Raw genomic sequence first — 26,995 nt, 5'->3', positions numbered from 1 at the left:
GCGGTTTAATGCACTTTCAGGCGCGATCGCGCCCACAGAAGCGTGAAGAGACTGATGACGGCCGCGAGCATCAGATAGAGACCGGGCGCCAGGTTATTGCCGGTGAACGCGATCAGCGAGGCGACCGCGAGCGGCGTAAAACCGCCGAAGACCGTCGTACCCACGTTGTAGCCCACCGCCATGCCAGTGGTCCGCGTACGCACCGGAAACAGGTCCGACATCAACGCGGGAATAGGCGCGAAATAGATGGCCTTGAGGACCGCCACCCAGATGACCGCGGCCAGCAGGGTGAGTAGCGAGGGATGCGCGTTCATGTACACGAACGCGGGATAAATGGTCAGGAAGAACACCGATCCCGCGCCGAGCATGATGCGCGTGCGGCCCACTTTGTCGGACCAATGGCCGACCATCGGCGTCAGCACCATCACGATAAAACCCGCTGCCAGCGTCGCGATAAATCCATAAGACGGCGCGAGTCCAAGCTGCCTGGTTGCATACGTCGGCATGTAGAGCAGCATGTAGTTGGCGGTCGTCGTCAGCACCAGCGAACCGATGCACACCAAGAGCCGTTCCTTCTGCGTAGCCATCACTTCGCGAATAGGCGATGCGGAGCGTTCCGTGCGTTCGAACTCCGGCGTTTCATCGACATGCCGGCGGATATACCAACCCACCGGACCGATCAGCATGCCGAACAAAAACGGAATGCGCCAGCCCCAGCCTTCGAGTTGCGCAGGCGTCAGCGTACTTGTCAGCACTGCGCCGAATGCCGATGCAACCAGCACGCTCGCGCCCTGGCTCGCGAACTGCCAGCTCGCCATGAAACCGCTGCGCGCGGGCGCATGCTCGGTGAGAAAAGCCGTCGAACTGCCGAACTCGCCACCCGCCGAAAACCCTTGCAACAGCCGCGACGCGAAGATGCCGATAGGTGCAAGCACGCCAATGGCCGCGTAGCCGGGCATCAGCGCGACCATGCCGGTGCCGAGCGTCATCATGGCGATGGAAAGTGTCAGCGACGCCTTGCGGCCCTTGCGGTCGCTGTACGAGCCCAGCACGAATGCACCCACGGGCCGGGCGAGATACGACAGAGCAAACGTGCCGAGTGTCAGCAGCAACGACACGGTTTTATCGGTGGTCGGAAAGAACAGTTTCGATAACGTCGACGCGAAGTAGCCATAGACCACGAGGTCGTAGAACTCGAGCGCATTGCCGATGGACGTCGCGACAATCAGCCTGTAGATGCTGACATGTCGTCGTGCCGCGGGCAAAACAGTGGCGACGGAATCGGTGCTCATCGGGCACTCCTTCGCTCGAATGCAGGGCGCTCGGGCTGGCCGAGATCCCAGAACAATCCCGCCATGATGCACAGCCCCTCGCGCACGACCGTTCCAAGCAGATGTTCGTCGGGTGCATGCTGCGAGCACCCGGGATACGAATGCGGCACCCATAATGTGGGCATGCCGAGTATCTCCGCGAAGACGTCGTTGGGCAGCGTGCCACCCAGGTTCGGCAGGAGCACGGGCGCGCGGCCGGTGGTCTGCTTGAGCGAATGCACGGCCCATTGCACCCACGCGTTTTCGGGGTCCACGCGCGTGGCAGGTGTGCCCCGGTCCACCTCGACGGTGACCATCCCGAAGCCGCGTTCATCCAGATGACGACGCACGATCTGCTCGAGATTTTTCCAGTCAGTTCCCACTACGAAGCGGATCTGCATGTAGGCAAATGCATGCGGCGGGATGGCATTGACCGGCTTCTCGGGATTGCCGGTGCGGAACGCGAGCACCTCGATGTTATTCCAGCCGAACACGCGTTCAGCCGGCGTGAGGCCTGGTTCACCATAGTCCGTGTCGACGTCCGGCTCGCCCGGATTACCGCCGACGCTAATCCCCTCCAGCGCGCGCCGTACCGCTTGCGGCACTTCGGGCGGTCTGAGGCCTTCAACGAGGATGCGCCCGCTGGCATCGACCATCGACGCGATCGCGCTCGCCAGCACCACGCCGGGATTGCGCAACAAGCCGCCCCAGTTGCCCGAATGATGGCCGCCTTCGCGCAGGTTCACATCGAGCTTGAAGTTAAGCACGCCGCGTGAACCGAGGAAGATGGTCGGGTGCGCCGCGCCCAAACGCGGGCCGTCGGAGGCGATCAATACGTCGGCGCTCAGTTCGTCGCGAAGCATCTCGCACACGGCATGCAAGCCGGGCGAGCCCACCTCTTCGCCGGTTTCAACGAGCATCTTCAGGTTGAAGCCAAGCCGTCCGCCCCGTGCGTCGAGCACGGCTTTCAGCGCGGCCAGGTTGATGCTGTGCTGGCCTTTGTTATCAGCGGTGCCGCGTCCGTACCAGTGGTCGCCCGCAACGGTGACTTGCCACGGCGACATGCCGTCGCGCCACTGCGCGTCGTAGCCGCGTACAACGTCGCCGTGCCCGTAGGTCAGGACCGTCGGCAGGTGATCGCCTTCGTGCCGATGAGCGACCAGTAACGGCCCTCCGCCCTTCGCGGGATTGTCGACCAGCCTGGAGGTAAAGCCGAGTTCAGCGAGCGCGGGCGCCATCTCCTGGTTGAGATACGCGCTTAGCAACGGACCGCTTTCAGGCTCCTGACTTTCAGTTCGCATGGCCACGCGGCGACGCAGGTCTTCGAGGAAAATGCCGGAATCGTACAGATCGGCCGCAGCTTGAATAGCAGACTCGCGTGTCACGTATTTATCTCCGATGAAGCACGTCAAAGGCGTGGGTTCTTCCAAGTGTTCGGGTCAGGGAAACCGATGACGCGATCTTGATACCGCCGATATTTATGGACAATGACAATATTTGGCAGTTTCCGTTGCCGAAACGGCAAAGCTCCTACAAGGCATGCGTCATGCAAACTACCGCGCTGCGTTATTTCCTGGAAGTCGCCCGAAGCGGATCGCTAAGCAAAGCGTCTGAGCGGCTGTTTGTCGCCGTCTCGGCACTGAGCCGGCAGATCGCCAAGCTGGAGGACGAAATGGGCGTGCCGCTATTCGAGCGGCGACCGCGAGGCATGGTGCTAAGCGAGGCGGGCCGCCTCCTGGCCGCGCACGCGCATCGCAGCCTGATGGAGCAGGATCGGGTGACCGAGGAGATAAGAGGCTTGACGACGGATCGCCGTGCCACGATCCGTGTATCGAGTTCCGAGGGCGTTGCCCGGGATTTCCTGCCGCAGGTGTTCGTGCATTTCCTGAAGACCTGGCCGGCGGCGCACTTTCAACTCGATGTGAACACGCCGACAGAAGCCACGCAGCGGGTACGCGACGGTACCGCCGACGTTGCCGTATGTTTCAGCGTCGCGCCCGAGAAGGACGTCAACGTGCATTACGCGCAGCGTGCGCCAATATTTGCGCTGGTCGCGCAAGACCATCCGCTGGCGCAGCACAAGTCCGTCTCGCTCGCGGACCTGAAACCCTGGCCGCTTGCGATTTATGACGAGGGCGTAACCGTCAGACAATTATTCGATATTGCCTGTAGCCTGGAAGGCCTGACCTTCGAGCCGGTGTTCGTCAGCAATTACGGCAGCGCATTGCAAACCTTTGTACAGCTAACGAAAGCGGTCACGCTCGTTGGCCTCCTGACAGTGCGCAGCCGCCTCAAGCCGGACAACCTGGCGGCTGTGCCCATCAGCAATCCGGAATTGCATCAGCGGACACTTCAGGTTCAGACCATGGCCGGGCGTACGTTGCCCAAGGCCGTGGCCGCGTTTCTTGAACTGCTGATAACGGCGATTCAAGATCCCTCATGCCTCAACTGATTTCTTGCTCAACTCAAACCCGGAATCCACGAAGTACCGGCCAACGGCACCCGCGCCATGGCAGCTGCTTCGACCGTCAACGCCACCAGATCCTCAGGCTCCAGGTGATGGACATTTTGCTTGCCGCAAGCACGAGCGATTGTCGTCAGTTCCATGTTCAAGGTCTTGAGATAATTGCGGACTCGCCGTGAGCCTTCCTCCGGCTGCACGCGCTGTTCAAGCAAGGTGTCCTGGGTCGTGACGCCAACCGGGCATTTGCCCGTATGGCAATGATGGCAAAAACCCGGCGACGTCCCTAGCGCGGCATAGTCGGCCGCCGCCGAATGCAAGCCGCCGTGCTGGAAATACGTATCGCTGTTGCAGCCCAGCGCCATCAACATGCCTTGCCCGATCGCCACCGCATCCGCGCCCATCGCCAACGCCTTTGCAATGTCGGCGCCCGTGCGAATTCCGCCTGACACGATCAACTGCACTTGCCCCTTCATGTTCAGGTCCTCAAGCGCGTCCACCGCCTGACGGACAGCGGCCAATGTAGGAATGCCGACGTTCTCAATGAAGCATGTCTGAGTCGCTGCAGTGCCGCCCTGCATGCCATCGATCACGACTACATCGGCGCCTGCATGGGCGGCGAGCTTCACGTCGTTAAAGGTACGTGTTGCGCCGACCTTCACATAGATCGGCTTTTCCCAATCCGTGATCTCGCGCAGTTCCTGGATCTTGATCGCGAGGTCGTCGGGGCCGGTCCAGTCTGGATGACGGCTCGCCGACCGCTGGTCGATACCCGCCGGAAGCGTACGCATGGCCGCCACGCGCGGGTTGACCTTCTGCCCGAGCAGCATGCCCCCGCCGCCCGGCTTCGCGCCCTGCCCGATCACCACTTCGATTGCATCGGCACGGCGCACGTCGTCAGGATTCCAGCCATAGCGCGACGGCAGGCATTGATAAATCAGCGTCTTGGACGAACTGCGTTCTTCCTGCGTCATGCCTCCATCGCCCGTCGTGGTGGACGTGCCCATCGCGGTAGCGGCCTGCCCCAGCGCTTCTTTGACATTGGCCGAGAGTGCACCGAAACTCATTCCGGCAATCGTGATCGGGATATCCAGCACGATGGGCTTCTTTGCAAAGCGCGTACCAAGCACGGTCTTCGTCACGCATTTCTCGCGATAGCCCTCAAGCGGATAACGCGAAAGCGATGCGCCGAGAAATAACAAGTCGTCGAAATGCGGGACTTTGCGCTTCGCACCCAGGCCGCGAATTTCGTACAGGCCCCGCTGCGCCGCGGTGTGGATATAGTCGATTGTGCTGCGGTCATAACCTGCTGACTCTTCTTGCTGCAGCCGGGCGAAATGAACCGGTTTGGCTTCCATGGGGACCTTCTCTGAAGAACGGACTGTCAATATTCCTGGTTCGCGTCGGCGTTCCAGTGGTAGAGGGTGCGCGCCGAGGCGATACGTTTGAACGACATCGGATCGTGATTCAGCCCTGCCGCTTTCAGCAGGTCGCGAACAGCGGAGACATCGGCGTCGGTCATCTCTTCGTACTGCGCGTCCGCACCCAGTGACTTCACCGAACCGCGTACGTAAAGCACGGCTTCGTAGAGAGAGTCGCCGAGGGCGTCGCCTGCGTCGCCGCAGATCACCATGCGGCCCGCTTGCGCCATGAACGCCGAGAAGCTGCCGACCGACCCGCCGACCACAATGTCACCGCCTTTAAGCGATATTCCGCATCGCAGGCCGGCGTCGCCGTCGATCACGAGCAAGCCGCCATGCGCCGATGCACCCGCGCCGTTCGACGCGAAACCCTTCACGTGGACCTTGCCGCTCATCATGTTTTCCGCGACGCCTGTACCCGCGCTGCCGTCCACGATGATCGTCGCGTGTTTGTTCATTCCGCCCGCGTAGTAACCGGCGTGTCCATCGATCAGGACTTGAACCGGGGCATCCACGCCGACCGCCAGGTTGTGCGCGCCGTTCGGCGAAACAACCGTCACCTGCCGCCCTTCGAGCGTCTCGGGTGCACCATGAAGAAACTGGTTGACCTCGCGGACCGTCGCTTTCTCCAGGTCAAAGATCACGCTTTCCATACATACATCTCCTCGGGTGCAGGTTCAAACACTTTGGCATGCTTGATATCGGGCAAGTGCGCCAGCGACCGGAATTCCGATGCAATCGCGACATAGTCATCGGTCTCGGCGACGACTGCGGGCTTGCAGGCAAACGGGTCGCGAATCAAGGCCAGTTCCGTCGATGTTCCCATCAGGAAGGTGTAGAAACCGTCGAGTTCCTCGAAGCCCTTTTGCAGCGCTTCCGGCAACTCGTCGCCTTCGCGCAGCCGCCATTCGAGAAAGCGGCATGCGGCTTCGGTGTCGTTGTCGGTATCGAAGTGAATGCCTTGCGGTTCGAGCATCCGGCGCACGCCATAGGGATTCGACAGCGAGCCGTTATGCACCAGGCAAAAATCTTCTCCGGCCGTGAACGGATGCGCGCGATCGGGCGTGACCGCCGACTCGGTGGCCATACGTGTATGGCCCACGAGATGCGAGCCCTTCAGGTTCGCGAAGTCATAGCGCGCAGCAACCTGAGCCGGCGTGCCGATGTCCTTGTATAGATCGATGGAACGTCCCGTGGAGAGCAGATACACTTTCGGAAACGTGGCGCGAAGCCAGGTCTTTACCACTTCCGGATCGCCCTGCAAGGTCAGGATCGCGTGATTGCCCTGCACGTCAATCCGCGCGTCCGCCTTCACCGCGCCGTTCAATGCAGCCGTCAGTCCGTTCCAGTCGAACCGATTCCCTTCAGGGGTAAATCCCGAATACAGGCTGAGCTTTCGCTTGCCGCCATCCAGCGGCTGGCCGAATACGGCCAAGCCCGCGGAGTCCGGGCCGCGTTCTGTCATACCGATCAGCATGGGCACCATCAATGCCCCAAGCTGTTCACGCAGTGCCGGTGTTTTCACCAGCAAACCTACGATTCCGCACATCGTGCTTCTCCTCAGAAAAATTCCAGATAACTCTTCATTTCCCAATCCGACACATGCCGCATGTATTCGAGCCATTCCATCCGCTTGAGCTTGAGGAATTCATCGGCGACAGGGCCCAGCGCGTCGCAAATCAGGCGGTCGCCCTCAAGTGCGTCCAGCGCGTGCTCAAGGTTCTGCGGCAGCACGCCTATGCCATGTTCCCGAAGTTTGGCCGGCGACCACTCGTAGAGGTTTTCATTCGCCGGCGCGCCCGGCGACAACTCGCGTTCCACGCCGTCGAGACCCGCTGCAATTACCGCGGCCGTCGCGAGATACGGATTGCATGCGCCGTCGGGCAGGCGCAGTTCAATGCGTTCGCCCGGCACGCGCACCATGGTCGAGCGGTTGTTGTCGCCGTAGCTGATATACGCGGGCGCCCAGGTCGCGCCGGTCAGCGAACGACCGACCACGAGCCGCTTGTATGAGTTCACGGTCGGATTGCATAGCGCCGTGAGCGCCGGTGCGTGGGCCAGCAAGCCTGCTGTGAAGTGATAGGCGAGCTTAGACAAGCCCATGCCCGACGGATCGCTTTTGTCTGAGAAAAGATTGCTCACGCCGTCGCCAATCGACATGTGCATGTGCATGCCGTTGCCTGGGCGGTTCGCGAACGGCTTGGGCATGAACGAGCAGATCAGGCCCATCTCGTTGGCAATCTCGGAGGCTGCCATCTTGAAGAACACGTAGTGATCGCAGGAGGTCAGGCAATCCGTGTAGGTATAGTTGATTTCGAACTGGCCGTTCGCGTCTTCGTGATCGATTTGATAGACATCGATCCCGGCCGCACGCATAGACTCCGTGAGTTTTTCCAGGAACGCGCGAGTACGCGATAAACCCTTGTAGTCGTAGCAAGGTTTAGCGAGCGTGTCGCTGGCGTCGCACGGTTCGATCGCACCCGACACCGAACGCTTGAGCAGCGAGAACTCCGGTTCGAGTCCCGTAAACAAGGTCCATTTGCGCTCCGTCAGCCGCGCTATCTGCTTTTTAAGCGTGACGCGTGCATCGTAAGCCCAGGGTTCACCCTTGACATGGCCCTCGCAAACAATGCGCGCCGTCCCGCTTTGCCATGGCACGGTGCTGAGCGTGGAGAGGTCGCCGACCGCCATGAAGTCCGGTCCGTTCGGCTCGATTCCCACGCCCCAGATCGCAAAACCGGCGAACCCGGCGCCCGCGGTGAGGATGCTGTTGAGGTGCGCCACCGGCACGGACTTGGCCTTGGCCACGCCATGAATATCGACGAACTGCGCCAGCACGTATTTCACGCCTTGTTGCACGAGCCAGCTTTGCGCATCCTGCGCGGATTCAAAGCGCGGGACCTTCCCAAGCGCGGTGCCAAGCTCCGCGACTGGTGCGTTGCCGCCATCGTTCAGGTTCATCGTGACTCCTTGCATCGTCTATCGTTGGTTGAAAAAGCCGTGCCCTTTTTTGCACGGCCCGATTACGACCCACTCGAAAGTCACCCGTCCCGGCGTCCCGCAAGCAAGTTCGAAGTATGTGCATGAATTTATTGATATGCAACAATAATTCATGACATGAAACATCAGACCCGTACCGATCCCACCTGATCTGCTAACCTGCCGTTTTCTCATGAGGCGTGCAATGCAAACCGAGGATGACCGCAAGAATCCGCTTGAGCATTACCTTGGCGCGACCATCCGCGAACTTCGCCAGCGTCATGGCTTGACCATTGCCCAGGTTTGCGAACAAGCCGGCATCAGTCGAGGCATGTTGTCGAAGATCGAAAACGCCCAGACCTCGACCGGGCTCGATGTTCTCAACCGCATTGCCCAGGCCCTCGGCGTCTCAATGTCGGCCCTGTTTCGCAACTACGACACGCCGGGCGGCGGCGCCCAGTTCGTCAAGAAAGGGGCCGGCATGGAAGTGGTCCGCAAGGGCACCAAGCGCGGACATACCTACCATCTGCTCGCCTATGACCAAGGGCCCAGGAAAATTTTCGAACCATTCCTCATCACCATGGATGACGAAGCGGAACGATTCCCGATCTTCGAACATCCGGGCACCGAATTCATTCACATGCTGAAAGGCGTGATTGAATACCGGCGCGGCCAGGAAACCTACATCCTGCATCCGGGCGACACGCTCACGTTCCAGGGTGATGTGCCGCACGGTCCGGAGAGACTCATCAAGATGCCGATCCAGTTTCTGTCGATCATCCTGTATCCGCCGACCGCTGCCGAATGAGGTCGCGATCTTCGTCGACATAGCAATGCAACGATCGTGCCACGTTTCCCTTTAAGAATTAAAAGTTCATGACAGGAAACCTTCTCGCGAACGCTGAAGGTCATGTGAATCGCGCAGCCGGGAAACACGACCGCCATACTGCGGTGCGCTGTTTTGCTTGCTTGGTGCGTGGACGCACGCTGCCGGGTGCCCTGCTTATAAAGTGCATCACCTGTGCTTATGCAAAGCGCGTAACTAAATTGTCGGGACGCGGCTTAAGCCAGAAGTCTGCAGCAATCCGCTCGCTCTGCATAAGTTTGCTTAATACAAAGCGGCTTAGTATTTCCTCTCCTTAGAATCTGCTCATCGATCTTCTTTCAGGAAGTAGCATGAGCCATTACGACGTCATCGTGATCGGCGCCGGGGTTATCGGCGCGTCAGTTGCCCATCATGTCGCTACGCTAGGCGCCAAAAGCGTGCTGGTGCTGGATCGCGGCACGATTGGTGCGGGCACGACGTCGCAATCGTCGGGGCTGTTGCGCACGCATTATTCCGTGCGGCAGAACGTGGAGCTCGCGCGTTCGTCCTGGCACGCCTTCAACAACTTCGCGGCTTACGTGGACGACGACGAAGCCTCGTGCGGTCTCGTGAAATGCGGCTACATGATCTGCGCGCCCGAAGGCGACAAGCTCGCGCCGCTGCAAGCTTCGCTCGATGCGCAGCAAGGCATGGGCATCGAAGTGCAGTTGCTCTCAAGAGCCGAGGCCCGCGAGCGTTTGCCGATCGCTCAATTCGACGATGCCGCGCTGATCGGCTACGAACCCGAAGCGGGTTTCGCCGATGCTTATCTGGTCGCAACCGGTTTCGCGCGCTCGGCTCGAAGGCGCGGTGTGAAGTTCATGGAAAACACGAACGTGACCGGTCTCGTGCGTGATGGCCGCCGGGTGACCGGTGTTCAAACGTCCGCCGGAACATTCAGTTGCGGCATGCTGATCAGCACGCAGAATATCTGGACGCCGGAACTCGCCGGGTGGATCGGCGTGCCGTTGCCCGTCAAGCCGGAACGCCATACGGTGCTTGCTCTGGAGTGCGATGTTGCGCCCTACACATTCAAAATGCCGGCCTACAAGGATCTCGGCTCGCCGGGCATGCTGTATTTCCGCAGCTACGGCGGCAGCCAGATGCTGGTGTCGGAAGGCGTGGTCGGCGAAACGCTGAACGCACCGGAGACCGAGCAGGGCGATATCTCGCTCGACTATGTCGGCGAAGTCGGCGAGCAGGTTGCAGAACGATTTCCCGCCTACGAAACGGCTGGGCTCGCTTCATCGTGGACCGGCGTGTACGACGTCACGCCGGACTGGAACCCGGTGCTCGGATCGGTGGGTGACATAGAAGGACTGACCGTCGGATTCGGTTTCTCCGGGCACGGTTTCAAGTTATCGCCGGGGATCGGCAAGATTCTCGCGCAGCACGCGTTGGGCCAAACTACCGACGTATCACTCTCCCCGTACGCACTCGATCGTTTCGCAAGCGGTGCGCTGCTGGTCGGCAAATACGGCTCAGGCGCGGTGTCCTGATCACTTCAAACGCAACTCTTGGATGACCATGAAAATTCTCGTCCCCGTGAAACGGGTCGTCGATGCCAACGTGCGCGTTCGTATCGGCTCTGCAGGTGGTGTTGATACAGCCGGCCTCAAAATGTCGCTTAACCCGTTCGATGAATGCGCGGTCGAACAAGCGTTGCGTTTGCGTGAAGCCGGCGTAGCGTCAAGCGTGACCGTGCTCACGTGCGGCCTGCCTGTTTGTCAGGATGTGCTGCGCACCGCGCTGGCAATGGGCGCGGACAACGCCGTGCTGATCGATACGGCAGGCGCTTCACCAGACTCACTCGGCATCGCGCGTCTGCTGCATGCGTTCATCGGCGCCGATACCGATACCGATGCCTACGGTTTAGTGCTGTGCGGCAAGCAGGCGATCGATGACGACATTGGCGGCGTGGCAGCAATGCTCGCTGCGTTGCTCGGCTGGCCGCAGGCGCTCAACGCCTCCGCGATAGAAGCTACCGGCAGCAGTTGGCTCGTCACCTGCGGCGACGACGCTGGCACCGCCACCTGGCGCCTTGACGGGCCTGCCGTGGTCAGTGCAGACCTGCGCCTGGCCGACCCGCGTCGTGTCACGTTGCCGAGTATCGTGAAGGCGAAACAAAAGCCGCTGCGCACGCTGGACGCGACGACGTTCAACGTCGCACTCGACACACCAATACGAACCATGGAGATAGCCGAGCCAGCGGTCCGTCAGCCCGGCATCAAGGTCGCCGATACCGCCGCGCTGCTTGGCGCCATCGGCAGCGCGCGGTTACTTCAAAACGTGGGAGCATGACCATGAGAAGTCTTGTCGTAGGAGAATGGGAAGACGGTGCTACGGCCGATGCAACCCTGCGAGTCATCAGCGCGGCAGGTGGGCGCGGCGTACCGGTGGACGTGCTTACGTTTTCACCTGCCATGGCGAATGCCGCTGCGTGCATTGAGGGCATCGAGCGCGTGCTGCTGGCATCGGGTGATATAGCCAATCCTGAAACGCTCGCCAATCTTCTTCAGCATATTGCTTCGGATTACTCGTTAATTGCGACGAGTCACCGTACAACCGGACGCGCAGCTCTTCCGCGAGCCGCCGCGCTGACCGGCAATGCGTTTCTCGCTGACATCACGCGTGTTGTGACGGCACAGCGTTTCGTGCGCGGCCTTTACGCGGGCAGCGTGGTCGCGACAGTCGAAAGCACCAGCGCCACGCTGTTCGCAACTTTCCGGACGTCGTCTTTTGCGCCTGCGAGCGCCAACGGCGGTGCGGCGCCAATCGTTTCGCTCGATCCCATTGCGCCGTTCGCCGCGACCGTGCTGATCGATCGACAGGCCGCGTCGCAAGGCGGACATGATCTGTCGAGCGCGCGGATTGTGGTCGCAGGAGGCCGGGGACTGGCATCGAAGGAAAACATGGACAAGCTGGGCACGTTGGCCCGCAACATGGGCGCGGCGCTCGGTGCATCACGCGCGGCCGTGGATGCGGGTTATGCGCCCAACGCCGCGCAAGTCGGGCAAACAGGCAAGACAGTGGCGCCCGAGATCTATCTCGCGTTCGGCATTTCCGGAGCGATCCAGCATCTGGCCGGCATGAAGGATTCGCGGATTATCGTGGCCGTGAACAAGGACCCAGACGCGCCGATTTTTTCGGTGGCGGATTACGGCATCGTGGGCGATCTCTTCGATGTCATGGGCGAACTCAATGCCCACGCAACGGGGAATGCTCCATGAACTCCATGTCTGATGCCTTTCAAAATGAAAGTTTGATCTAAGCGGGAACGTTCCACCCTGCCCGCGAGGCGGTCGCCGAGATTGTCGTCGCTCTCGTTATGCGGATAGAATTGAGCATCATCCCGAGCAACAAAATTCGGGCTGAATCGAGGTGACTCAATGCTTGGCGGACCGTCCCTACCATCGGCACCTGACAGCACTCGCCGCGACACGTCGGCGGTCTATATCGTCGACGACGACGCAGCCATCCGCCGGGCGCTGGCCACGCTCATGCGTTCGGTCGACCTGCGCGTTGAGACATTCGCTTCATCCGAGGAGTTTCTCCGTCATCCGCGTACCGAAGGCCCAAGCTGCCTGATTCTCGATGTGCGGCTACGCGGGAAAAACGGACTCACGGTTCATCAGGAATTAATCAACTCGGGCATGCGTATTCCGGTCGTTTTCATGACGGGTCATGGGGACATTGAAATGAGCGTGAAGGCGATGAAAGCCGGTGCAACGGACTTCTTCGCCAAACCCTTTCGCGACCAGGACATGCTCGATGCAATAGGAAAGGCGCTGGCAAGCGACGCAATGCGCCTCGAGGCGGACGCGGCCATCGCCAAGTTGCGTTCCATGCATGATTCGCTCTCGCCGCGAGAAAAGGAAGTACTGGTATTTGTACTCTCAGGGTTGCTCAATAAACAGATCGCCGCAGAAATGAACCTGAGCGAAATTACCGTCAAGGTTCACCGGGGTCACGTCATGCGCAAGCTTAATGCGAGTTCCATGCCCGACCTGGTGCGCAAAGCCGAGTCGCTCGGTATTCAACCGTTCATTCCGCGTACCGCTCACTAAGCGGCAAACGAGGACGCTGACCTAGGGTGCGCCTACCGCCACGGACAGCCAGTAAGTCATGACCGACGCCTGATAGGGCTTCTGCAGCAGCACTAAAGCACCGTTGCCCGTCGCCCTGGCCTGCAACAAAGGGGTCGGATACGCGCTGATGAAAATGGTCGCCGGCGCCTGTCCTTGCGCCACCAGACGTTCATGCATTTCCACGCCTGACATCCCCGCCATGCGGACGTCGGAGATCAGGCAAGTCGTGTTCACGACCTCTCCTGAGGCCAGAAAACCTTCCGCGGACTCGAACAGGCGTGACTCCCAACCCATCGAGCGCACGAGGCTTCCCAGGGCGCGGCGAACAGCGAGGTCGTCGTCAACAATCGATATAACGGGCGTTTTCAGCAAAGTTGCGGCCCTCGGCCTTATCCGACGGGAAACGCGAACTTGAAAAGAACGCTTATCCGCCTTAAAGACTAAAGCCTACCTTACAGCGACCGCTGCGGCGATGATACGAATGTATAACCGCTGACCCTGCGAATTTCCCTTGCCGACGCGTCGGGCCGTCGTTCACTTGACCGCGACAGGGATGTTTGCGGGAGGAAGCGAGAAGCTAAAGGTCGCTCCGCTGTCAGGATTATTTGCTGCCCAAATCCGGCCGCCGTGGGCCTCGATAATGGAGCTGCAAATGGCGAGCCCCATTCCCATGCCGGTGCCGCGAGTGGTGAAGAAGGCGTCGAACAGGCGCGGCAGATTCTGGTCGCTGATACCGGGGCCGTTATCGCGCACGGAAACCACAATGTTGCCGTCCATGGCGGTTGCCGAGGCGACGAGAATCTCGCACTTGCGTGCAACGGTTCCCGTCGACTGCATGCCGTTGTTGATGAAGTTGATCAGCACCTGCTGGAGTTGCACGCGGTCGGCAAAAACGGGAGGAAGCTCCGGCGCCAACGAGAGTACCAACGTGCCTTCGTGACTTTCTACCTCAGAGCGAATTAACGCTGCGGCTTCTGCGACGACCCCGTTCAGCTCGACTGCCATACGCTCCGGCGGGGCACCTTTCATCAGCATTCTCACACGATGAACAATGTCGGCAGCGCGGTTTCCCTCATCCGTTATCTGGGTCACACACTCTTCGATCTCTTTCACATTGAGTGGCTGTCGACGCAGCCAGCGGAGGCAGGCTTCTCCATTCGTAACGATCGCCGCGAGCGGCTGACCGACTTCATGGGCGATGGACGCGCTCAACTCGCCAAGTGCCGAAACCCGGCTGGCTCGCGCCAGCTCGGTCTGCGCCTGAAGCAGTTGCGCTTCGGTCTGTCTGGACGCGGTGATATCCATGACGGCACCGATAAACTGCCGCCGGTCGGACTGGCCATGCGCTCCGTGCGCGACGACGTGCAGGTATTTGACTCGGCCATCGGGAAAGAGAAGCCGGTGCTGGATGTCGAAATGGTCTGTTGTATCACTGCCTTGGCTTAGCATTTCGTCGAAGAGAATCCTGTCTTCAGGATGGACTCGCTGCCGCGCCATTTCAATGGTTGGAGGGATTGCCGGATCGTACTCGAAGATATCGAAGGCCTGCTCGGACCAGAAGATTTCCCCTGTTGTCACGTTCCATCCAAAACTTCCTGTCCGGCTAAGTTTCTGGGCTTCGGCCAAGTACTGCGCCTGGCTCCTCCTGAGCAATTCCTCGGCGTGCTTGCGTTGCGTGACGTCATTGTCCGTCTCCAGTGTTGCAACTGGCACGCCCTTGTCATCAAGTTGCAAGGTCCAACGACTCGCCACCACGACTTCTGCACCATCGCGCTTCGTGTGGACGAGTTCTCCCTCCCAACGCCCGTCTCGTTCAAGCGTCCGCTGAATCTCTTCGCGCGGCGCTGGAAACCTTGTCTTAAGCAACTCGTCGACAATCTTCCCGGTCGCTTCTGTTCTGTTCCAGCCGTACAGAAGTTCCGCGGCGTGGTTCCAGTACGTGATGGCGTTATTCGCGTCACGCACGAATACGGTGTCGTGGGTGAGATCCAATAGACGGGCCTGTCCCCGCTGAGCCTGTTCCATTCGACGAATATGACGCACAAGTGACGTGACGGCGAGCGACGTAATGAAGAACGTAGCGAGCGGAAAATAGTCCTGGAGCTTGTCAATCTGGAAACTGTATATGGGCGGCGTAAAGAAGACATTCAGCAGCGATGCGCCTGCCAGCGCGAAGATAGCTGACGAGACAAAGCTATCGAGCAGCGACAAAAGCACGATGGCAATCAGCAAGCAGAAACCTGCAGTAGCAAGGCGCAGTTCGAAATAAAAGCAGATGCCGGCGATGACGCCCAATGCGACGCAACCTCCGAGCCACAGACCGATGAGATAGCCGGGCTTGCTGCTCTTGTATGACGAACCTAATGCTCCCACCGCGCACCTCCGCGTTTTCGTCAGCGGCGCATCCTTTAACGCTTGCCGTCGGCTAGCCGAAACTCTTGAAAGGCTCCGCAGCTTTCGATTCATTTACACATTGAAAGCGAACCGGATAGTCCGACGCATTGGCAATCCTATCCATAATATACGTCCGTATCTAAAGCCTGACGCCTGTATTAAGCGTTAGTCCTCATCAACCGGCCCTCAGTCCTGCCTGTCGAAACGATGCGTTATACCGGGGTATATCTTTGTTACTCCATTGAGGAAGCGCGGTATCCGACCGTAGCATGGATTTCGTCTTCCGCGCTTTCTAAGCTTCAGTCATCGCGATTCGCACTTGCCGGTTGACAGTGAAGCACTCCCCTTCGTCGCCATGACGGCCCCTGTGTTGAACTGCGATTCGGCAAGTCCGCATGACGCAAACGCGTCCCGCGCCTGACCGCTTTCCTTTTACTGCATCGCCTGTCCCAAAGGAATTTACCGTGTCAAATAGTCTGCATACCTGGATTTTTCTTGGTGCCAACGCCTATGTCGAATACACCTTCGTTTCATGGCTGAGCCGTAATGTATACCGGCGCACGGTGGACTACGCTCAGGTTTGTCTTCAGTAGACGTCCGTCCTTTCCTTCGTTGTTCGATAGTCGCTCCGACCTTTCACTCATGAGAGAACGATGATGTTGAACGCCGCCTGCCGCAATGAGCCCTCCGAAGTTGTATCTGAGACGAATACGACCCAGAACGACAATAGCTATCCTCATATATCATCAGCAAACCTAAGCAATATCAGTTGTCACGGAGTGCTCGACAGAGCATCATCTCTTGCTGCCGACCCCTGGTCCCGAACGCTCACGGCACTGTTGCAATTCTCCACGCCGCCCATAGAGTCACCCGAGGAGTCGACCTGCTTGCAGTTGCGAGAATCCTGGAGCAAGTCCCCGCCGGCCGACTCGGAGCTTCGCACTTTCACCGTGACGGTCCTTGAAAGATTGGCCGGTTCTCTTGTGGCGCTCTCCTGGCGTGACCCAACACTATGCAACTATGAGGAGCAAGTCTGGTCCTCTGCACTCGCCCGCCGCTCTGGACGCTGCGCCCTGTCCGGATTACACATCAGCAGGGGCGACACCGTATACAAACCGCGTACCCGCGGCGGGATAACACCGCTGAATGGTGACGCAATGATCCTTGCGTCCGCCCTCCAGAAGGTTCGCGACGATTAAGGTAGTCCACGGCAACCCGTAGTAACCAAAGGTTCCAACGCATCCGAAAGCACGTTCGACATTGTCGCCTGTCAAGCGTCAAAGCGTCTCCTGTACGAGTCTTTATCCGGTAGAGCACCGCGGTCATACTGTCACCGAGCCTGGGGACTCCGGTGCGCGGGGCTTCTGACCGCCGTCGCACGGCGCCCTGGCATTTCGAACCAGACCGGCCGTTGACAATGCTGACACGACAAACCATTCACTCGGGCGCGTACCTCGACAACTTTGCGTCTTTACCTAACTTATGGACCGAGCAGCAAATTGCACGTTCCCTTGTCGACACCCTGAAACTGCGTCCTGCGGATGCGCACGACATATGGATATTTGGTTACGGTTCCCTGATATGGAATCCGACAATGCACTTCGATCGGAGGCAAGTAGCCACACTATGCAACTGGCATCGTAGCTTCTGCCTTCGCATGGTAGCGGGCCGCGGCAGTCCGGAAATGCCCGGTCGAATGCTGGCGCTCGAGGCTGGGGGGCATACACATGGCGTAGCGTTCAGGCTTCCGCGTGCGACGACGGATGAGGAACTGGCCTTGGTCTGGATTCGGGAGATGGTACTCGGCTCCTACAGGCCAACGTGGGCGCCGATCACGCTGGATGACGGCACCCAGACCCATGCGATTGCATTTGTCGCGGACACCGCCCGTGAACAATATGAGGCGGACTCGAGTGTGTCGACGGTGGCACCGCTCGTGGCGTCGGCCGTGGGCAAGTTTGGAAGCAATGCGGATTATGTACTCAAGCTCCACGCTGCGCTGACTGAGTGCAACGCGCAGGACTCGTACATTGATGCGCTCGTGAGCGAAATTCAGCGCCTCTCTCGGCAGGCTCCATGCCAACTGTCAGGCGCCCTTGAATGACCTGCGTCTGGCGCAAGCCGGCGATTCTTGGAGAGCCTCTTTTTGGAGAGTCTCCTTAAAGCACGGACAAAAAGACATGGACAAAATTCAAGCGATGCAGGTTTTCACCCGAGTGGTCGACATCAACAGCTTCTCTGGTGCTGCTGATTCGCTACGTGTGACACGCTCTTCGGTGACCACCATTATCCAGAATCTCGAGGCTCACCTTAAGGTACGACTATTAAACCGCACGACACGCCGCATCAGCCTGACTCCCGACGGGGCGGCCTATTATGAGCGATGCTCCCGCATCCTTGCCGAGGTCGAAGACTCGGAGACTTCGTTCTCCACTACATCCGCACCTCGCGGCAAGCTCAAGGTCGACATGCCAGGCTCGATCGGGAGAATGGTCATTGTGCCGGCGCTAGATGAGTTCCACGCCCGTTATCCGGACATCGACCTGATGCTGGGGGTCGGAGACAAGGCCGTGGATCTCGTTCAAGAAAGTGTTGACTGTGCCATCCGCATGGGCCGATGGAAGATTCGACGCTCGTTGCCCGTCGTATTGGCGTCTCCGAGTTCGTTACCGTCGCGAGTCCGGAATACCTGCGGCGCAATGGGAGGCCGGTGACACTATCGGACCTGGACCGCCACACGGCAGTGAACTACTTTTCCAGCCGCAACGGACGCGTTGTCGAGATGGATTTCGTTAAAGATGGAAATCCGGTTGAGGTGCGAATGCGCTCCCGACTCGCGGCCAATGATGGTGATGCCTACCTGCAATGTGGCCTTCAGGGCCTAGGCATTATTCAGGTGCCCCATTTTCTTGCATGGCCACACCTGAAAACCGGCGCACTGGTTGAAGTATTGGAAAAATGGCGCCTCATGCCATTCTCGATTTCCGCTGTCTATCCACAGAACCGGCATCTTTCGGCGCAGGTCCGGGTTTTCGTCGAATGGGCTGCGGAGCTTTTTGAGCAGTGCAATCTGCTTAGAACAAAAACGGTATTGCCCGGTGAGATTGGGCGGCCTGTTAATCCCGCGCAATCGTCATCGATCGCATCGCGCGAAATTGATTCGGCTCGAAGCAGTGACTCACGTAGCCGCGATGTAGCAGCCGTTTAGCTGACATTTCTTCATGGCCTGCAAATGCGTTAACCGCGCGCTCCGAGCGCTCGCCGAGCGTTTTCCTATACCGAGACCCGTCTTGACTCGTTGCGAAGGCAACGGTCAGTCTCGTCGCGTCTGAATAATTAGCTTAGCTTATGACGATACAATTCGCTGTGACCGAATTGTATTGTCGAAAGAGAGATGTTTATCCTGGAAGGCGTTGTGTGGAAAATCCGGCCTGCAACACGAGCTTGCATACACCCTCTTGCACGAGAACGATTCGTCACCACACATGAAACCTACGCTGGAAATCTCCGACGTCGCGATTGACGGATATGCACAGAAAATCACGCTGCGCAGCTTCCGCCCACTCACGCGCAACAGCCTGCCAATCGTGCTGTATTTCCACGGCGGCTGTTTTGTAAAAGGCACGCTGGACGACGCCGATATCCCAGCCTCGTTCATCGCTTCAAAGACACCCGCCTGGGTTGTTGCCGTGGGTTATTCGCTAGCGCCAGCATTCCCGTTTCCGGCTGCAATGAGGATGCGTATCTCGCGCTGGAGTGGGCGACACTGCGTGCGCGAGAGAGCCGTGCCGATGTGCTAAGTCTGGCCGCAGTGGGGTTTGATGCTGGCGGAAACATTGCGGCGGGACTCGCGGCCATCGCGCGGGACCGCGCAAGACACAAGCTGTCAGCGCAGGCCTTGCTCGCGCCGTTACTTGACCCGAGCATGACCCGGCTCATTGAAAGAACATCCGGGTCGAAGGACGAATTTGGCATGGAAGACTGTTCGCGTTCCTATCGTGCCTATCTGCCGAGCGCTTCCCAGCGCGTTCACCCTTATGCGGCGCCGCTCGAATCGCGGCGCCTGGGCACGTTGCCACCGACGCTGATAGCGAGCGCAGAAGAAGATCAGTTGCTGACGTTCATCGCAACGGAGATCGCACAAAAGCATATCCCCCTGATGCGCAAGCTGATGACCGCGGAAGGAATCGAGTTCACCACCAACAAGCTGCTCACGGCCTACGGTGTCCTGGACGCACGTCTGGCCGACGGCCGCGCCTATTTGACAGGCAAACAGTTCACGGTAGCCGACGCATACGTATGGGCAACACTCTGGCACGAGCGCTCGGGAGTCAAGCTCGATCACTTGAAAAACCTGATGGCCTATATCACGCGTATCGAAGCGCGTCCCGCGGTGCAGAAAGCGCTGAAAGACGAAGCCGAAGTTGTCAGCCGCCATCAGCAACTACTTGCTGCGTAAGTCCAACTATTGCCAATAGTCGCGCATATCGCGGCGGCGCGTATGTATCTGACGTAAGTGATAACTCAATTGGAACCGACACCCTGTGTGCCCGAGCCCTTAAAGCAAGGCACATTTCGACCAGAAGGTGATTTCCGATGCAACAGACGCGAACAAAACCTGCTTCGTCGCACGCACCACTGTCAGCCCTCGCGGCGGAGAGCACCGCCAAGCTCTTCCAGCCGGTTCGGATTGGCGCGCTATCGCTCAAGAACCGCGTCGTCATGTCGCCGATGACGCGTACCATGGCGCCGTCTGGCGTTCCGGGTGAAGACAATGCTGACTACTATCGCAAACGGGCAGCGGGGGGCGCCGGACTTATCATCACCGAGGGAACATGGGTACCGCACGACGCCGCTGCCAATGAGGTAGACGTGCCGCGCATGTACGGCGTAGAGGCTCTTGCCGGCTGGAAGAAAGTCGTCGACGCGGTCCACGCAGAAGGCACGCCTCTGTTCGCGCAACTCTGGCACGTCGGTCAGATGAAGCAGCATGCCGTCGATGGTCTTTACGCAGCCAAAGGGGCCGACTATCGTCCGCCTCGCCGGGTGGGCCCCTCAGGTTTGTTCGGTGGAATCGGCAAGCCGACAACGCACGATGGCGAGCCGGCTCTTCCAGCTGACCTCGATGCAATCGTCGAAGCGTAAGGCAAGGCTGCTATCAATGCGAAGATGATCGGCTTCGACGGCGTCGAGTCGCACGCGGCCCATGGCTACCTGCTGGACCAGTTTTTCTGGCCGGGAACAAACAAGCGCGAAGACCAGTGGGGCGGCTCACTGCGTAACCGCGCCCGCCTGGCAGCAGATGTCATTGCTGAAATCCGGCGCATGGCAGGGATGGACTTTGTCATCTCGCTGCGCATCTCGCAGTGGAAGGTCCAGGACTTCAAAGCGAAGAACTTCAACACCCCGGCTGAGTTGGAAGAGTTCTCCCGCATCATGGTCGACGCCGGCGTGGACGTGTTTCATTGCTCGACGCGCCGCTTCTGGGATAACGAGTTCGAGTCCGACCGGAACCTGGCCGCATGGACAAAGAAACTCTCCGGTAAGCCGACCATCGCCGTTGGCTCCATAGGAATGACTGGCGAGCATATCGACACGCTCATGGCGAAGGCAGCAACGTCGCCTCGCTCGATCATCTGCTTGAGTTGGTTGACCGCGGTGACTTCGACCTCATCGCCGTTGGTCGGGGGATGCTGGTCAACCCGGATTGGGCCAACAAGGTCCGTGAAGGACGCGTCGACCAGTTAAACAACTGGAACCCGGATGTGCTGAAAGCATTGGTGTAGGTCTCAGCTTACGTTGACGCGTTGACAAAGAAAAGCGCACGAAAAAGACGCCGCGGAGGCATCTTTTTCGTGCGGATAAATCTTTCGATATTAAGAGAAAAACTTCGCTCTAGAAGTTGAAGTTGTCGATATTCGAAGAATCAAACGTGGTCGGCGGTCCAAGCACGACTTCGCCGCTCTTGCCCACTGTGCGCTTGCCCAGCTTGCCTGCGTCGAAACTATCGCCTTCCTTGCCCGTGATCGTGCCTGAAGCAAGGTTAGCCGCCGCGTAGGCCGCGAGATAACCCAGTTGACCCGGATCCCACAACTGGAATGCCTTCACGGTGCCGTTCTTGATGAACGCGCGCATCTGGTTCGGCGTACCCAGTCCGGTCACCATGACCTTGCCCTTGGCCGGCGATGTCGAGATATAACGCGCCGCCGCTGCAATACCCACGGTCGTCGGGGAAATGATGCCCTTCAGGTTCGGATACGCCTGCAACAGACCCTGCGTTTCGACAAACGACTTCTGGTCGTCGTCGTTACCGTAGGCAATCTTCACCAGCTTCATCTTCGAATATTCCGGCTTCTTCAGTTCCTCCTCCATCCACTTGATCCAGGTGTTCTGGTTCGTGGCGTTCGGCGTGGCGGAGAGAATGGCGAACTCACCTTCGCCTCCAATCAGCTTCGACATCAACTGCACCTGTCCCCGTCCGATCCCTTCCGAGTTAGCCTGATTGACGAAAATCTGGCGGCCATCGGGTGCGGTATCGGAGTCGAACGTGACGACCTTCACGCCTTGTGCCATCGCTTTCTTCAGGTACGGAACAACCGCGTTCGCATCATTCGCAGCAATCACGATGGCGTCCTGGCGCTGCGTGATCAGCGTATTGATGTACTGAACCTGCGAGGAAGCGCCTGCATCCGATGGCCCGACTACCTTGCCCTGCCCGCCCATTTCCTTGATCGCCGCCAAACCGCCGTCATCGGCAATCACTTCGTACGGGTTGTTGATCTGCTTGGGAAGGAACGCTATTTTCAGGTCTTTCTTCAGATCCGCGGCGTTCGCGCTGACCGGAATCATCGCCGCCGCGGACACCGCGATCAGCGCGGCGCATAGCGCCGGACCGCGAATGGACTTAAAGGGTTTGAACATGCTTGTGTCTCCTGATGTCGCGCGCTGCTCCGGTTCAATCGATGACCGGAGTCTTCACGCTGGTTTTAAAAAGCCAAGCTTCAGATAAGCGTCTGCGTCATCATGCGTTTTTCGCGCATGACACGCCAACGTGCAACAAGGTTCGGAATCAACACCGACGACAACAACAAACCGCCCGTCACAATGGTCAGCGTCTCGCTCGATACATCCGAGAGCGTCAACGCATTGCGCAACACGCCAATGATCAGCAACGACAGAAGCACGCCGATCATGGACCCGCGTCCACCGAAAATGCTCACACCGCCGAACAGCACGGCCGCGATCACCGACAGTTCGAAGCCCTCGCCGTTGTCCCCGCGAGCGCTCGTGAAGCGCAATGTGTAGACCACGCCCGCGAGCGCGCTCATCGCGCCGGACAGCATGAAAAGCTTGAGCTTCGTGCGCGCCACGTCGATACCGGAAAATTGCGCGGCAACAGGATTCGCGCCGATCGCATAGAGGCCGCGGCCGAATGGTGTCGCTTGCAATAGCACAGTGAAAACAACGGCGCCAATGATGACGAGCACAAACGGCATGGGCAGAAAGGCCGCAACCGTATCCATCCCGAACGCTGTATAGGACGCCGGGAAATCTGCCACAGCCTGATCCCCGAGCAGCACGTACGCCAGGCCGCGAAACAACGCCAAGGTGCCGATGGTGACGGCAAGCGAGGGCAGATTGAAGCGTACGATCACGAGCCCGTTGAACAGGCCGGCAAGCGTTCCCGCGACGAGCACAATCGCAATCACGAGCGGCATGGGCAGGCCCATGTGCCAGAGCACGCCCATCAGCGCGCTCGATGCGCCAAGCACGGACGCCACCGACAAATCGATTTCAGCCGCGACAATGATCAAGGTCATCGGCAACGCGATCAGCGCGATCTCGGTAAAGTCGGCGAGCATGTTCGAGAGGTTGGCGCTCGAGAGGAACACAGGTGATAACACGCGGCCGAGGATCACTCCCAGCACGAGTACGACCACCAGCATGGTTTCCCATGAGAGGTGCCGGCGCTTGGTCAATGCCAGCGCGGAATCGGGTTTAGCCATGATCGCGTTTCCTCATCATGCGGCGCGCGACCGAGCGCGCAAGCAAAGTGTCCAGCGTGATCGCCGCGACGATCAGCGCTCCCTGAATAGCCTGCTGCCAGAATGGCGATACGCGCAACACCACCAGCGCAATGTTGATCACGCCAAGCACGAGCGCACCGAGCGTCGCGCCGAGGATGGTGCCCACGCCACCCGTGATCGCCACGCTGCCCACCACGGCTGCCGCGACCACCTGCAATTCGATGCCCTTTGCCGTGCTCGCTTCCACGGTACCGAAACGCGCCAGCCACAACACGCCGGCCAGGCCCGCAATAGCGCCGGACAAGAGGAAGCCGATCATCACGCGGCGCTCCACGCGAATACCGGCTAGTCGCGCCGCTTCCGGGTTCGACCCGATCGCATAATGCTCACGGCCGCCGCGATATTGCTTGAGATAGACGCCGATCGCGAAGAGCACGACCACCGCTATCAGCACCAGGTTCGGCAGGCCGAGCAGCGAACCCGTCGCAATGCGTGAAAACGCATCGGGAAGACTTGTCGCATTGATCTGCCCGCCGTGGACCCAGGCGTAGTCGGCACCGCGCACTATGTATAGCGTCGACAACGTTGCCACTAGAGAAGGCACGCGCCCGAAGGTGATCAGCGTGCCGTTCACTGCGCCGATCGCCAGGCCTATAACGATGCCCGCGAGCATCGCGACCGCGATCGGCATTTGCGGGAACATCACGAAGAGACTGCCGACCGAATACGCGCTGACGCCAACAACGGAGGCCACCGACAGATCGATATGCCGCATCAGCATCACGACCGTCATGCCCGCAGTGAGCAAGCCGATGATCGATACGTTGAGCAGCACGTCGCGCAGATTCTGCAGGTTCAGGAACTCGGGTTTCACCGCAGCGGTCGCGGCGACCAGCGCAATCAGCACGACAAACAAGGTCGCCTCGCGGCTGCGTACGAGTTCCGCCAACAGGTTGCGTCGTTTCGGCTTGGCCGCTTGCACGGCAGGCATGGCAGGAGAATGTCGCGTCATCATGCCGCCTTCCCCAACATGGATGGCGAGGCGCCCAGTGCGGCGCTCATCACACGTTCTTCGTTTGCATCGGCACGTGCAATCTCGGCGCTGATACGCCCTTCGTGCATGACGAGAATGCGATCGGCCATGCCAAGCACTTCGGGCAGCTCACTTGAAATCATCAGGACTGCCATGCCTTCGCGCACCAGCTCAGCGAGCGTTCGATACACTTCCGCCTTGGCCCCGACATCAATCCCGCGAGTCGGTTCGTCGATGATCAGCACTTTAGGCCCTGTAGCCAGCCACTTTCCAAGCACGACCTTCTGCTGGTTGCCACCCGACAACGTCCCCACCGGTGCGTCCAGATCGCTCGCCTTAAGCCGCAGGCGCTTGCCCCAGTCGGCGGCGAGTGAATTTTCACTGCGCGATGAAATCAACCCATGTTTGACAAGACGTCCGAGCACCGTCAGCGACGCGTTGCGCGCAATGCTGAGTTCCAGCGCGAGACCTTGTGCACGTCGGTCCTCCGGCACCAGCGCGAGCCCTGCGCGGACTGCCGCTTGCGGCCGGCCAAGTTGCAACGGCTTGCCTGCGATATGAACTTCGCCCGCATCCACCGGATCGATGCCGAAGATCGCGCGCGCCACCTCGCTGCGCCCCGCGCCGACGAGCCCAGCCAGCGCCACGATCTCGCCTGCGCGGACTTCGAAGGAGACGTTCTTGAACACGCCGTCGCGCGTCAGGTTACGCACTGAAAGACGCACGTCACCGGGCGCAACATCCGCTTTCGGATAGAAGGTGTCGAGATCGCGACCGACCATCTTGCTGACGATCGAATCGATGGTCATGTCGGCGGTCATGCTGTCGAAGACCTTCAGGCCGTCGCGCATGATCGTCAGGCGCTGCGTCAGCGCGAATACCTCGTCCAGCCGGTGCGTGATGAAAAGGATGGCGGCATCGCGTTCACGCAACGCGCGCACGATCGAGAACAGGCGCTCGACTTCAGTCAGCGACAACGCCGCTGTCGGCTCGTCCATGATCAGCACATTCGCGTTGAGCGAAAGCGCCTTGGCAATTTCGACCACTTGCTGATCGGCAATGGACAGCCCGCGAACCAGGCGCTCCGCACGCAAATTGACACCAAGCGATTGCAGCAGCATATCCACTTCGCGATTCATTTCGTCGTAGCGAATCCGGCCGAGCCGGTCGCGTGGCTGACGTCCCATGTAGATGTTTTCCGCGATGGACAGATCCGCGAACAATGTAGGTTCCTGATAGATCACAGCAAGACCTGCATCGCGCGCTTCTGCGGGATTCGCAAACGTGCGAGCCTGTCCATCCACCAGCAATTCGCCCGAGTCCGGCCGATACACGCCGGCAAGCAGCTTGACCAAAGTCGACTTGCCCGCGCCGTTTTCACCGAGCAACGCGTGCACTTCACCCGGCCACAACGCGAGGCTGCCGTCACCGAGCGCGCGCACGCGGCCAAACGACTTGCTCGCGTGCCTTAGCTCTAGCCGAGGCGGATTGTTATTGCCCATACTGTCTCCTTCAGATGCGATATATACGTTCTGCGTTGCTTTTAACGAGGGCATCTATTTCTATATCGCTCAGGTCTTTTACGATCGACACATACGCGTTCCACAGCCCTTCATACGTAGCGAACAAACGGTCGACCGGAAAGTTCGACGCAAACATCGCGCGCTCGCAACCGAACGCATCGATTGTCTCCAGCACATACGGCCGAAAACTTTCGACGCTCCATTCATGATCGAACATGGCCAGGCCGCTGATCTTCACCGCCACATTCGGACAGGCCGCCAGTGCGCGAAGTCCGTCACGCCATGCACGAAACCCCTCCACCGACGAACGATCCACAAACATGCCGGCATGATTCACGATGAACTGCGTGTCGGCATGTTCCTGTGCAAGCCCGGCCGCTTCTTTCATTTGCGACGGGTAGAGTTGCAGGTCGAATGACAATGAATACTTCTTCAGTAACGCGAAATTCTTGCGCCATGCCGGCTCGCGCATGTAGTGCCGGCCCACATAGTCATAAAGTGGATTAGCGTGCACGTTGAGTATCTGCCGTATGCCCCGGACGTTGGCGAATCCAGCATGTCCTTCGAGCACTTCCTGCACGTTATCCGCCGATAAATCCGCGCCCGCGACAATCGCATTCGGCAACCCGTGACCTTCGTTATCGGCAACGTGCTGCAGCCAGCGCGTTTCTTCCACTGGATCGGCGGGATCGTGATTGGCATCCACATGCACAAGCTTGAGCACCTGGACCGGCGCGGCGTCGCGCAGAAAATCACCGATCAGGTAGTCATGTTTCAGGTCTTGCGCATCGCCGACAAACGACTTGCCTGGGTTCGCCAGCCAGGGATAGTGATGGGTCTTTAAATCCCAAAGATGAATGTGCGGATCGACAACTTGCATGAATATGTCCTCGT

At 59.4% G+C, this 26,995-nt stretch carries 24 protein-coding genes and 2 pseudogenes; 13 read left to right on the top strand and 13 right to left on the bottom strand.

The annotated features are described in order from the left end of the window. Positions 1-5: 5 nt before the first annotated feature. Positions 6-1,292, bottom strand: coding sequence for an MFS transporter (locus ACSQ83_RS18640; RefSeq protein WP_414968978.1), 1,287 nt, complete (start codon positions 1,290-1,292; stop codon positions 6-8). Then, positions 1,289-2,695 carry a M20 family metallopeptidase gene (locus ACSQ83_RS18635; RefSeq protein ID WP_414968977.1) on the bottom strand — a complete coding sequence of 469 codons (1,407 nt, stop codon included), beginning with the start codon at positions 2,693-2,695 and terminating at the stop codon, positions 1,289-1,291. The genes ACSQ83_RS18640 and ACSQ83_RS18635 overlap by 4 nt, the downstream gene beginning before the upstream one ends. A gap of 161 nt (positions 2,696-2,856) precedes the next feature. Between ACSQ83_RS18635 and ACSQ83_RS18630 the strand changes: the two genes are divergently transcribed. Next, positions 2,857-3,762 (top strand): LysR family transcriptional regulator, encoded by a 906-nt coding sequence (locus tag ACSQ83_RS18630; RefSeq protein WP_414968976.1) that lies wholly within the window; start codon positions 2,857-2,859, stop codon positions 3,760-3,762. An 8-nt stretch (positions 3,763-3,770) separates the two neighbouring features. Here ACSQ83_RS18630 and ACSQ83_RS18625 read toward each other — a convergent pair whose 3' ends face one another. Genes ACSQ83_RS18625 through glnT form a run of 4 tightly spaced genes read right to left on the bottom strand, consistent with a single transcriptional unit; the run spans position 3,771 to position 8,153 of the window. Further along, positions 3,771-5,129, bottom strand: a complete 1,359-nt coding sequence (locus ACSQ83_RS18625) for an FMN-binding glutamate synthase family protein (RefSeq protein WP_414952989.1) — start codon at positions 5,127-5,129, stop codon at positions 3,771-3,773. Positions 5,130-5,155: 26 nt separating this feature from the next. Next, positions 5,156-5,845, bottom strand: coding sequence for a protein glxC (locus ACSQ83_RS18620; RefSeq protein WP_414952990.1), 690 nt, complete (start codon positions 5,843-5,845; stop codon positions 5,156-5,158). Next, positions 5,833-6,741: an amidophosphoribosyltransferase gene (locus tag ACSQ83_RS18615; RefSeq protein WP_414952991.1), complete on the bottom strand. Its 909-nt coding sequence runs from the start codon at positions 6,739-6,741 to the stop codon at positions 5,833-5,835. Before ACSQ83_RS18615 ends, ACSQ83_RS18620 begins: the two co-directional genes overlap by 13 nt. Before the next feature lie 11 nt (positions 6,742-6,752). Continuing rightward, positions 6,753-8,153 carry a type III glutamate--ammonia ligase gene (glnT, locus tag ACSQ83_RS18610; protein ID WP_414952992.1) on the bottom strand — a complete coding sequence of 467 codons (1,401 nt, stop codon included), beginning with the start codon at positions 8,151-8,153 and terminating at the stop codon, positions 6,753-6,755. Between the two features lie 223 nt (positions 8,154-8,376). Here glnT and ACSQ83_RS18605 point away from each other — a divergent pair, with 223 nt between their 5' ends. From ACSQ83_RS18605 to ACSQ83_RS18585, 5 genes are all read left to right on the top strand, one after another. Beyond that, entirely contained in the window at positions 8,377-8,979 is a 603-nt protein-coding gene (locus ACSQ83_RS18605; protein WP_436229155.1) for a helix-turn-helix domain-containing protein, read from the top strand. 368 nt (positions 8,980-9,347) lie between these two features. Next, the gene (locus ACSQ83_RS18600) at positions 9,348-10,535 is read left to right on the top strand and encodes an NAD(P)/FAD-dependent oxidoreductase (RefSeq protein WP_414952994.1); all 1,188 of its coding nucleotides are present in this window, start codon (positions 9,348-9,350) and stop codon (positions 10,533-10,535) included. Between the two features lie 28 nt (positions 10,536-10,563). Continuing rightward, positions 10,564-11,337: an electron transfer flavoprotein subunit beta/FixA family protein gene (locus tag ACSQ83_RS18595; protein ID WP_436229154.1), complete on the top strand. Its 774-nt coding sequence runs from the start codon at positions 10,564-10,566 to the stop codon at positions 11,335-11,337. 2 nt (positions 11,338-11,339) lie between these two features. Further along, positions 11,340-12,266, top strand: a complete 927-nt coding sequence (locus ACSQ83_RS18590; RefSeq protein ID WP_436229153.1) for an electron transfer flavoprotein subunit alpha/FixB family protein — start codon at positions 11,340-11,342, stop codon at positions 12,264-12,266. A 159-nt stretch (positions 12,267-12,425) separates the two neighbouring features. After that, a complete protein-coding gene (locus ACSQ83_RS18585; protein ID WP_414968969.1) occupies positions 12,426-13,103 on the top strand; it encodes a response regulator transcription factor in 678 nt (225 codons plus the stop codon). Positions 13,104-13,124: 21 nt separating this feature from the next. Here ACSQ83_RS18585 and ACSQ83_RS18580 read toward each other — a convergent pair whose 3' ends face one another. Then, complete coding sequence (locus ACSQ83_RS18580) at positions 13,125-13,496, bottom strand: response regulator (protein ID WP_414952997.1); 372 nt, start codon at positions 13,494-13,496, stop codon at positions 13,125-13,127. A gap of 162 nt (positions 13,497-13,658) precedes the next feature. Beyond that, positions 13,659-15,497, bottom strand: a complete 1,839-nt coding sequence (locus ACSQ83_RS18575; RefSeq protein WP_436229152.1) for an ATP-binding protein — start codon at positions 15,495-15,497, stop codon at positions 13,659-13,661. A 674-nt stretch (positions 15,498-16,171) separates the two neighbouring features. On the opposite strand from ACSQ83_RS18575, the gene ACSQ83_RS18570 reads away from it, so the two are divergent. The 7 genes and pseudogenes from ACSQ83_RS18570 to ACSQ83_RS18540 all read left to right on the top strand — a co-directional run bounded on the left by ACSQ83_RS18570 (position 16,172) and on the right by ACSQ83_RS18540 (position 21,266). Then, positions 16,172-16,717, top strand: coding sequence for a DUF3331 domain-containing protein (locus ACSQ83_RS18570; RefSeq protein WP_414968967.1), 546 nt, complete (start codon positions 16,172-16,174; stop codon positions 16,715-16,717). A gap of 218 nt (positions 16,718-16,935) precedes the next feature. Continuing rightward, complete coding sequence (locus tag ACSQ83_RS18565; protein WP_436229151.1) at positions 16,936-17,622, top strand: gamma-glutamylcyclotransferase; 687 nt, start codon at positions 16,936-16,938, stop codon at positions 17,620-17,622. Positions 17,623-17,698: 76 nt separating this feature from the next. Then, positions 17,699-18,726, top strand: a pseudogene (locus ACSQ83_RS18560) (LysR family transcriptional regulator). Between the two features lie 277 nt (positions 18,727-19,003). Next, positions 19,004-19,575 (top strand): annotated as a pseudogene (locus ACSQ83_RS18555) (alpha/beta hydrolase fold domain-containing protein); the annotation flags it as partial. A gap of 102 nt (positions 19,576-19,677) precedes the next feature. Continuing rightward, complete coding sequence (locus tag ACSQ83_RS18550; protein WP_436229194.1) at positions 19,678-19,977, top strand: glutathione S-transferase family protein; 300 nt, start codon at positions 19,678-19,680, stop codon at positions 19,975-19,977. Positions 19,978-20,114: 137 nt separating this feature from the next. Beyond that, the gene (locus ACSQ83_RS18545; protein ID WP_436229150.1) at positions 20,115-20,663 is read left to right on the top strand and encodes a hypothetical protein; all 549 of its coding nucleotides are present in this window, start codon (positions 20,115-20,117) and stop codon (positions 20,661-20,663) included. A 12-nt stretch (positions 20,664-20,675) separates the two neighbouring features. Beyond that, entirely contained in the window at positions 20,676-21,266 is a 591-nt protein-coding gene (locus ACSQ83_RS18540; protein ID WP_436229193.1) for a hypothetical protein, read from the top strand. A 147-nt stretch (positions 21,267-21,413) separates the two neighbouring features. On the opposite strand, the gene rhaS is transcribed toward ACSQ83_RS18540, so the two are convergent. From rhaS to ACSQ83_RS18515, 5 genes are all read right to left on the bottom strand, one after another. Further along, positions 21,414-22,439: a rhamnose ABC transporter substrate-binding protein gene (rhaS, locus tag ACSQ83_RS18535; RefSeq protein ID WP_414953003.1), complete on the bottom strand. Its 1,026-nt coding sequence runs from the start codon at positions 22,437-22,439 to the stop codon at positions 21,414-21,416. Between the two features lie 80 nt (positions 22,440-22,519). Further along, positions 22,520-23,524 carry an ABC transporter permease gene (locus tag ACSQ83_RS18530; RefSeq protein WP_414953004.1) on the bottom strand — a complete coding sequence of 335 codons (1,005 nt, stop codon included), beginning with the start codon at positions 23,522-23,524 and terminating at the stop codon, positions 22,520-22,522. Further along, positions 23,517-24,557: an ABC transporter permease gene (locus ACSQ83_RS18525; RefSeq protein WP_436229192.1), complete on the bottom strand. Its 1,041-nt coding sequence runs from the start codon at positions 24,555-24,557 to the stop codon at positions 23,517-23,519. Before ACSQ83_RS18525 ends, ACSQ83_RS18530 begins: the two co-directional genes overlap by 8 nt. Further along, positions 24,557-26,080 carry a sugar ABC transporter ATP-binding protein gene (locus tag ACSQ83_RS18520; protein WP_436229149.1) on the bottom strand — a complete coding sequence of 508 codons (1,524 nt, stop codon included), beginning with the start codon at positions 26,078-26,080 and terminating at the stop codon, positions 24,557-24,559. The genes ACSQ83_RS18525 and ACSQ83_RS18520 overlap by 1 nt, the downstream gene beginning before the upstream one ends. 10 nt (positions 26,081-26,090) lie before the next feature. Then, complete coding sequence (locus tag ACSQ83_RS18515; protein ID WP_414968961.1) at positions 26,091-26,981, bottom strand: amidohydrolase family protein; 891 nt, start codon at positions 26,979-26,981, stop codon at positions 26,091-26,093. Positions 26,982-26,995: the final 14 nt, after the last annotated feature.

The sequence above is a fragment of the Caballeronia sp. LjRoot29 genome, from assembly GCF_964252755.1.
In the GTDB taxonomy this organism is placed as follows: domain Bacteria; phylum Pseudomonadota; class Gammaproteobacteria; order Burkholderiales; family Burkholderiaceae; genus Caballeronia.
The sequence above is the reverse complement of the archived record's forward strand: the minus strand, read 5'-3'. Positions and strand labels throughout refer to the sequence as shown.

Coding starts and splice junctions, on each gene's coding strand:
- ACSQ83_RS18545 (WP_436229150.1), top strand. CDS start 20,115: ATGCAACAGACGCGAACAAAACCTGCTTCGTCGCACGCACCACTGTCA.
- ACSQ83_RS18585 (WP_414968969.1), top strand. CDS start 12,426: ATGCTTGGCGGACCGTCCCTACCATCGGCACCTGACAGCACTCGCCGC.
- ACSQ83_RS18630 (WP_414968976.1), top strand. CDS start 2,857: ATGCAAACTACCGCGCTGCGTTATTTCCTGGAAGTCGCCCGAAGCGGA.
- ACSQ83_RS18525 (WP_436229192.1), bottom strand. CDS start 24,557: ATGACGCGACATTCTCCTGCCATGCCTGCCGTGCAAGCGGCCAAGCCG.
- ACSQ83_RS18515 (WP_414968961.1), bottom strand. CDS start 26,981: ATGCAAGTTGTCGATCCGCACATTCATCTTTGGGATTTAAAGACCCAT.
- ACSQ83_RS18640 (WP_414968978.1), bottom strand. CDS start 1,292: ATGAGCACCGATTCCGTCGCCACTGTTTTGCCCGCGGCACGACGACAT.
- ACSQ83_RS18550 (WP_436229194.1), top strand. CDS start 19,678: ATGCGCAAGCTGATGACCGCGGAAGGAATCGAGTTCACCACCAACAAG.
- rhaS (WP_414953003.1), bottom strand. CDS start 22,439: ATGTTCAAACCCTTTAAGTCCATTCGCGGTCCGGCGCTATGCGCCGCG.
- ACSQ83_RS18520 (WP_436229149.1), bottom strand. CDS start 26,080: ATGGGCAATAACAATCCGCCTCGGCTAGAGCTAAGGCACGCGAGCAAG.
- ACSQ83_RS18590 (WP_436229153.1), top strand. CDS start 11,340: ATGAGAAGTCTTGTCGTAGGAGAATGGGAAGACGGTGCTACGGCCGAT.
- glnT (WP_414952992.1), bottom strand. CDS start 8,153: ATGAACCTGAACGATGGCGGCAACGCACCAGTCGCGGAGCTTGGCACC.
- ACSQ83_RS18595 (WP_436229154.1), top strand. CDS start 10,564: ATGAAAATTCTCGTCCCCGTGAAACGGGTCGTCGATGCCAACGTGCGC.
- ACSQ83_RS18620 (WP_414952990.1), bottom strand. CDS start 5,845: ATGGAAAGCGTGATCTTTGACCTGGAGAAAGCGACGGTCCGCGAGGTC.
- ACSQ83_RS18615 (WP_414952991.1), bottom strand. CDS start 6,741: ATGTGCGGAATCGTAGGTTTGCTGGTGAAAACACCGGCACTGCGTGAA.
- ACSQ83_RS18570 (WP_414968967.1), top strand. CDS start 16,172: ATGATGTTGAACGCCGCCTGCCGCAATGAGCCCTCCGAAGTTGTATCT.
- ACSQ83_RS18600 (WP_414952994.1), top strand. CDS start 9,348: ATGAGCCATTACGACGTCATCGTGATCGGCGCCGGGGTTATCGGCGCG.
- ACSQ83_RS18530 (WP_414953004.1), bottom strand. CDS start 23,524: ATGGCTAAACCCGATTCCGCGCTGGCATTGACCAAGCGCCGGCACCTC.
- ACSQ83_RS18565 (WP_436229151.1), top strand. CDS start 16,936: ATGCTGACACGACAAACCATTCACTCGGGCGCGTACCTCGACAACTTT.
- ACSQ83_RS18605 (WP_436229155.1), top strand. CDS start 8,377: ATGCAAACCGAGGATGACCGCAAGAATCCGCTTGAGCATTACCTTGGC.
- ACSQ83_RS18625 (WP_414952989.1), bottom strand. CDS start 5,129: ATGGAAGCCAAACCGGTTCATTTCGCCCGGCTGCAGCAAGAAGAGTCA.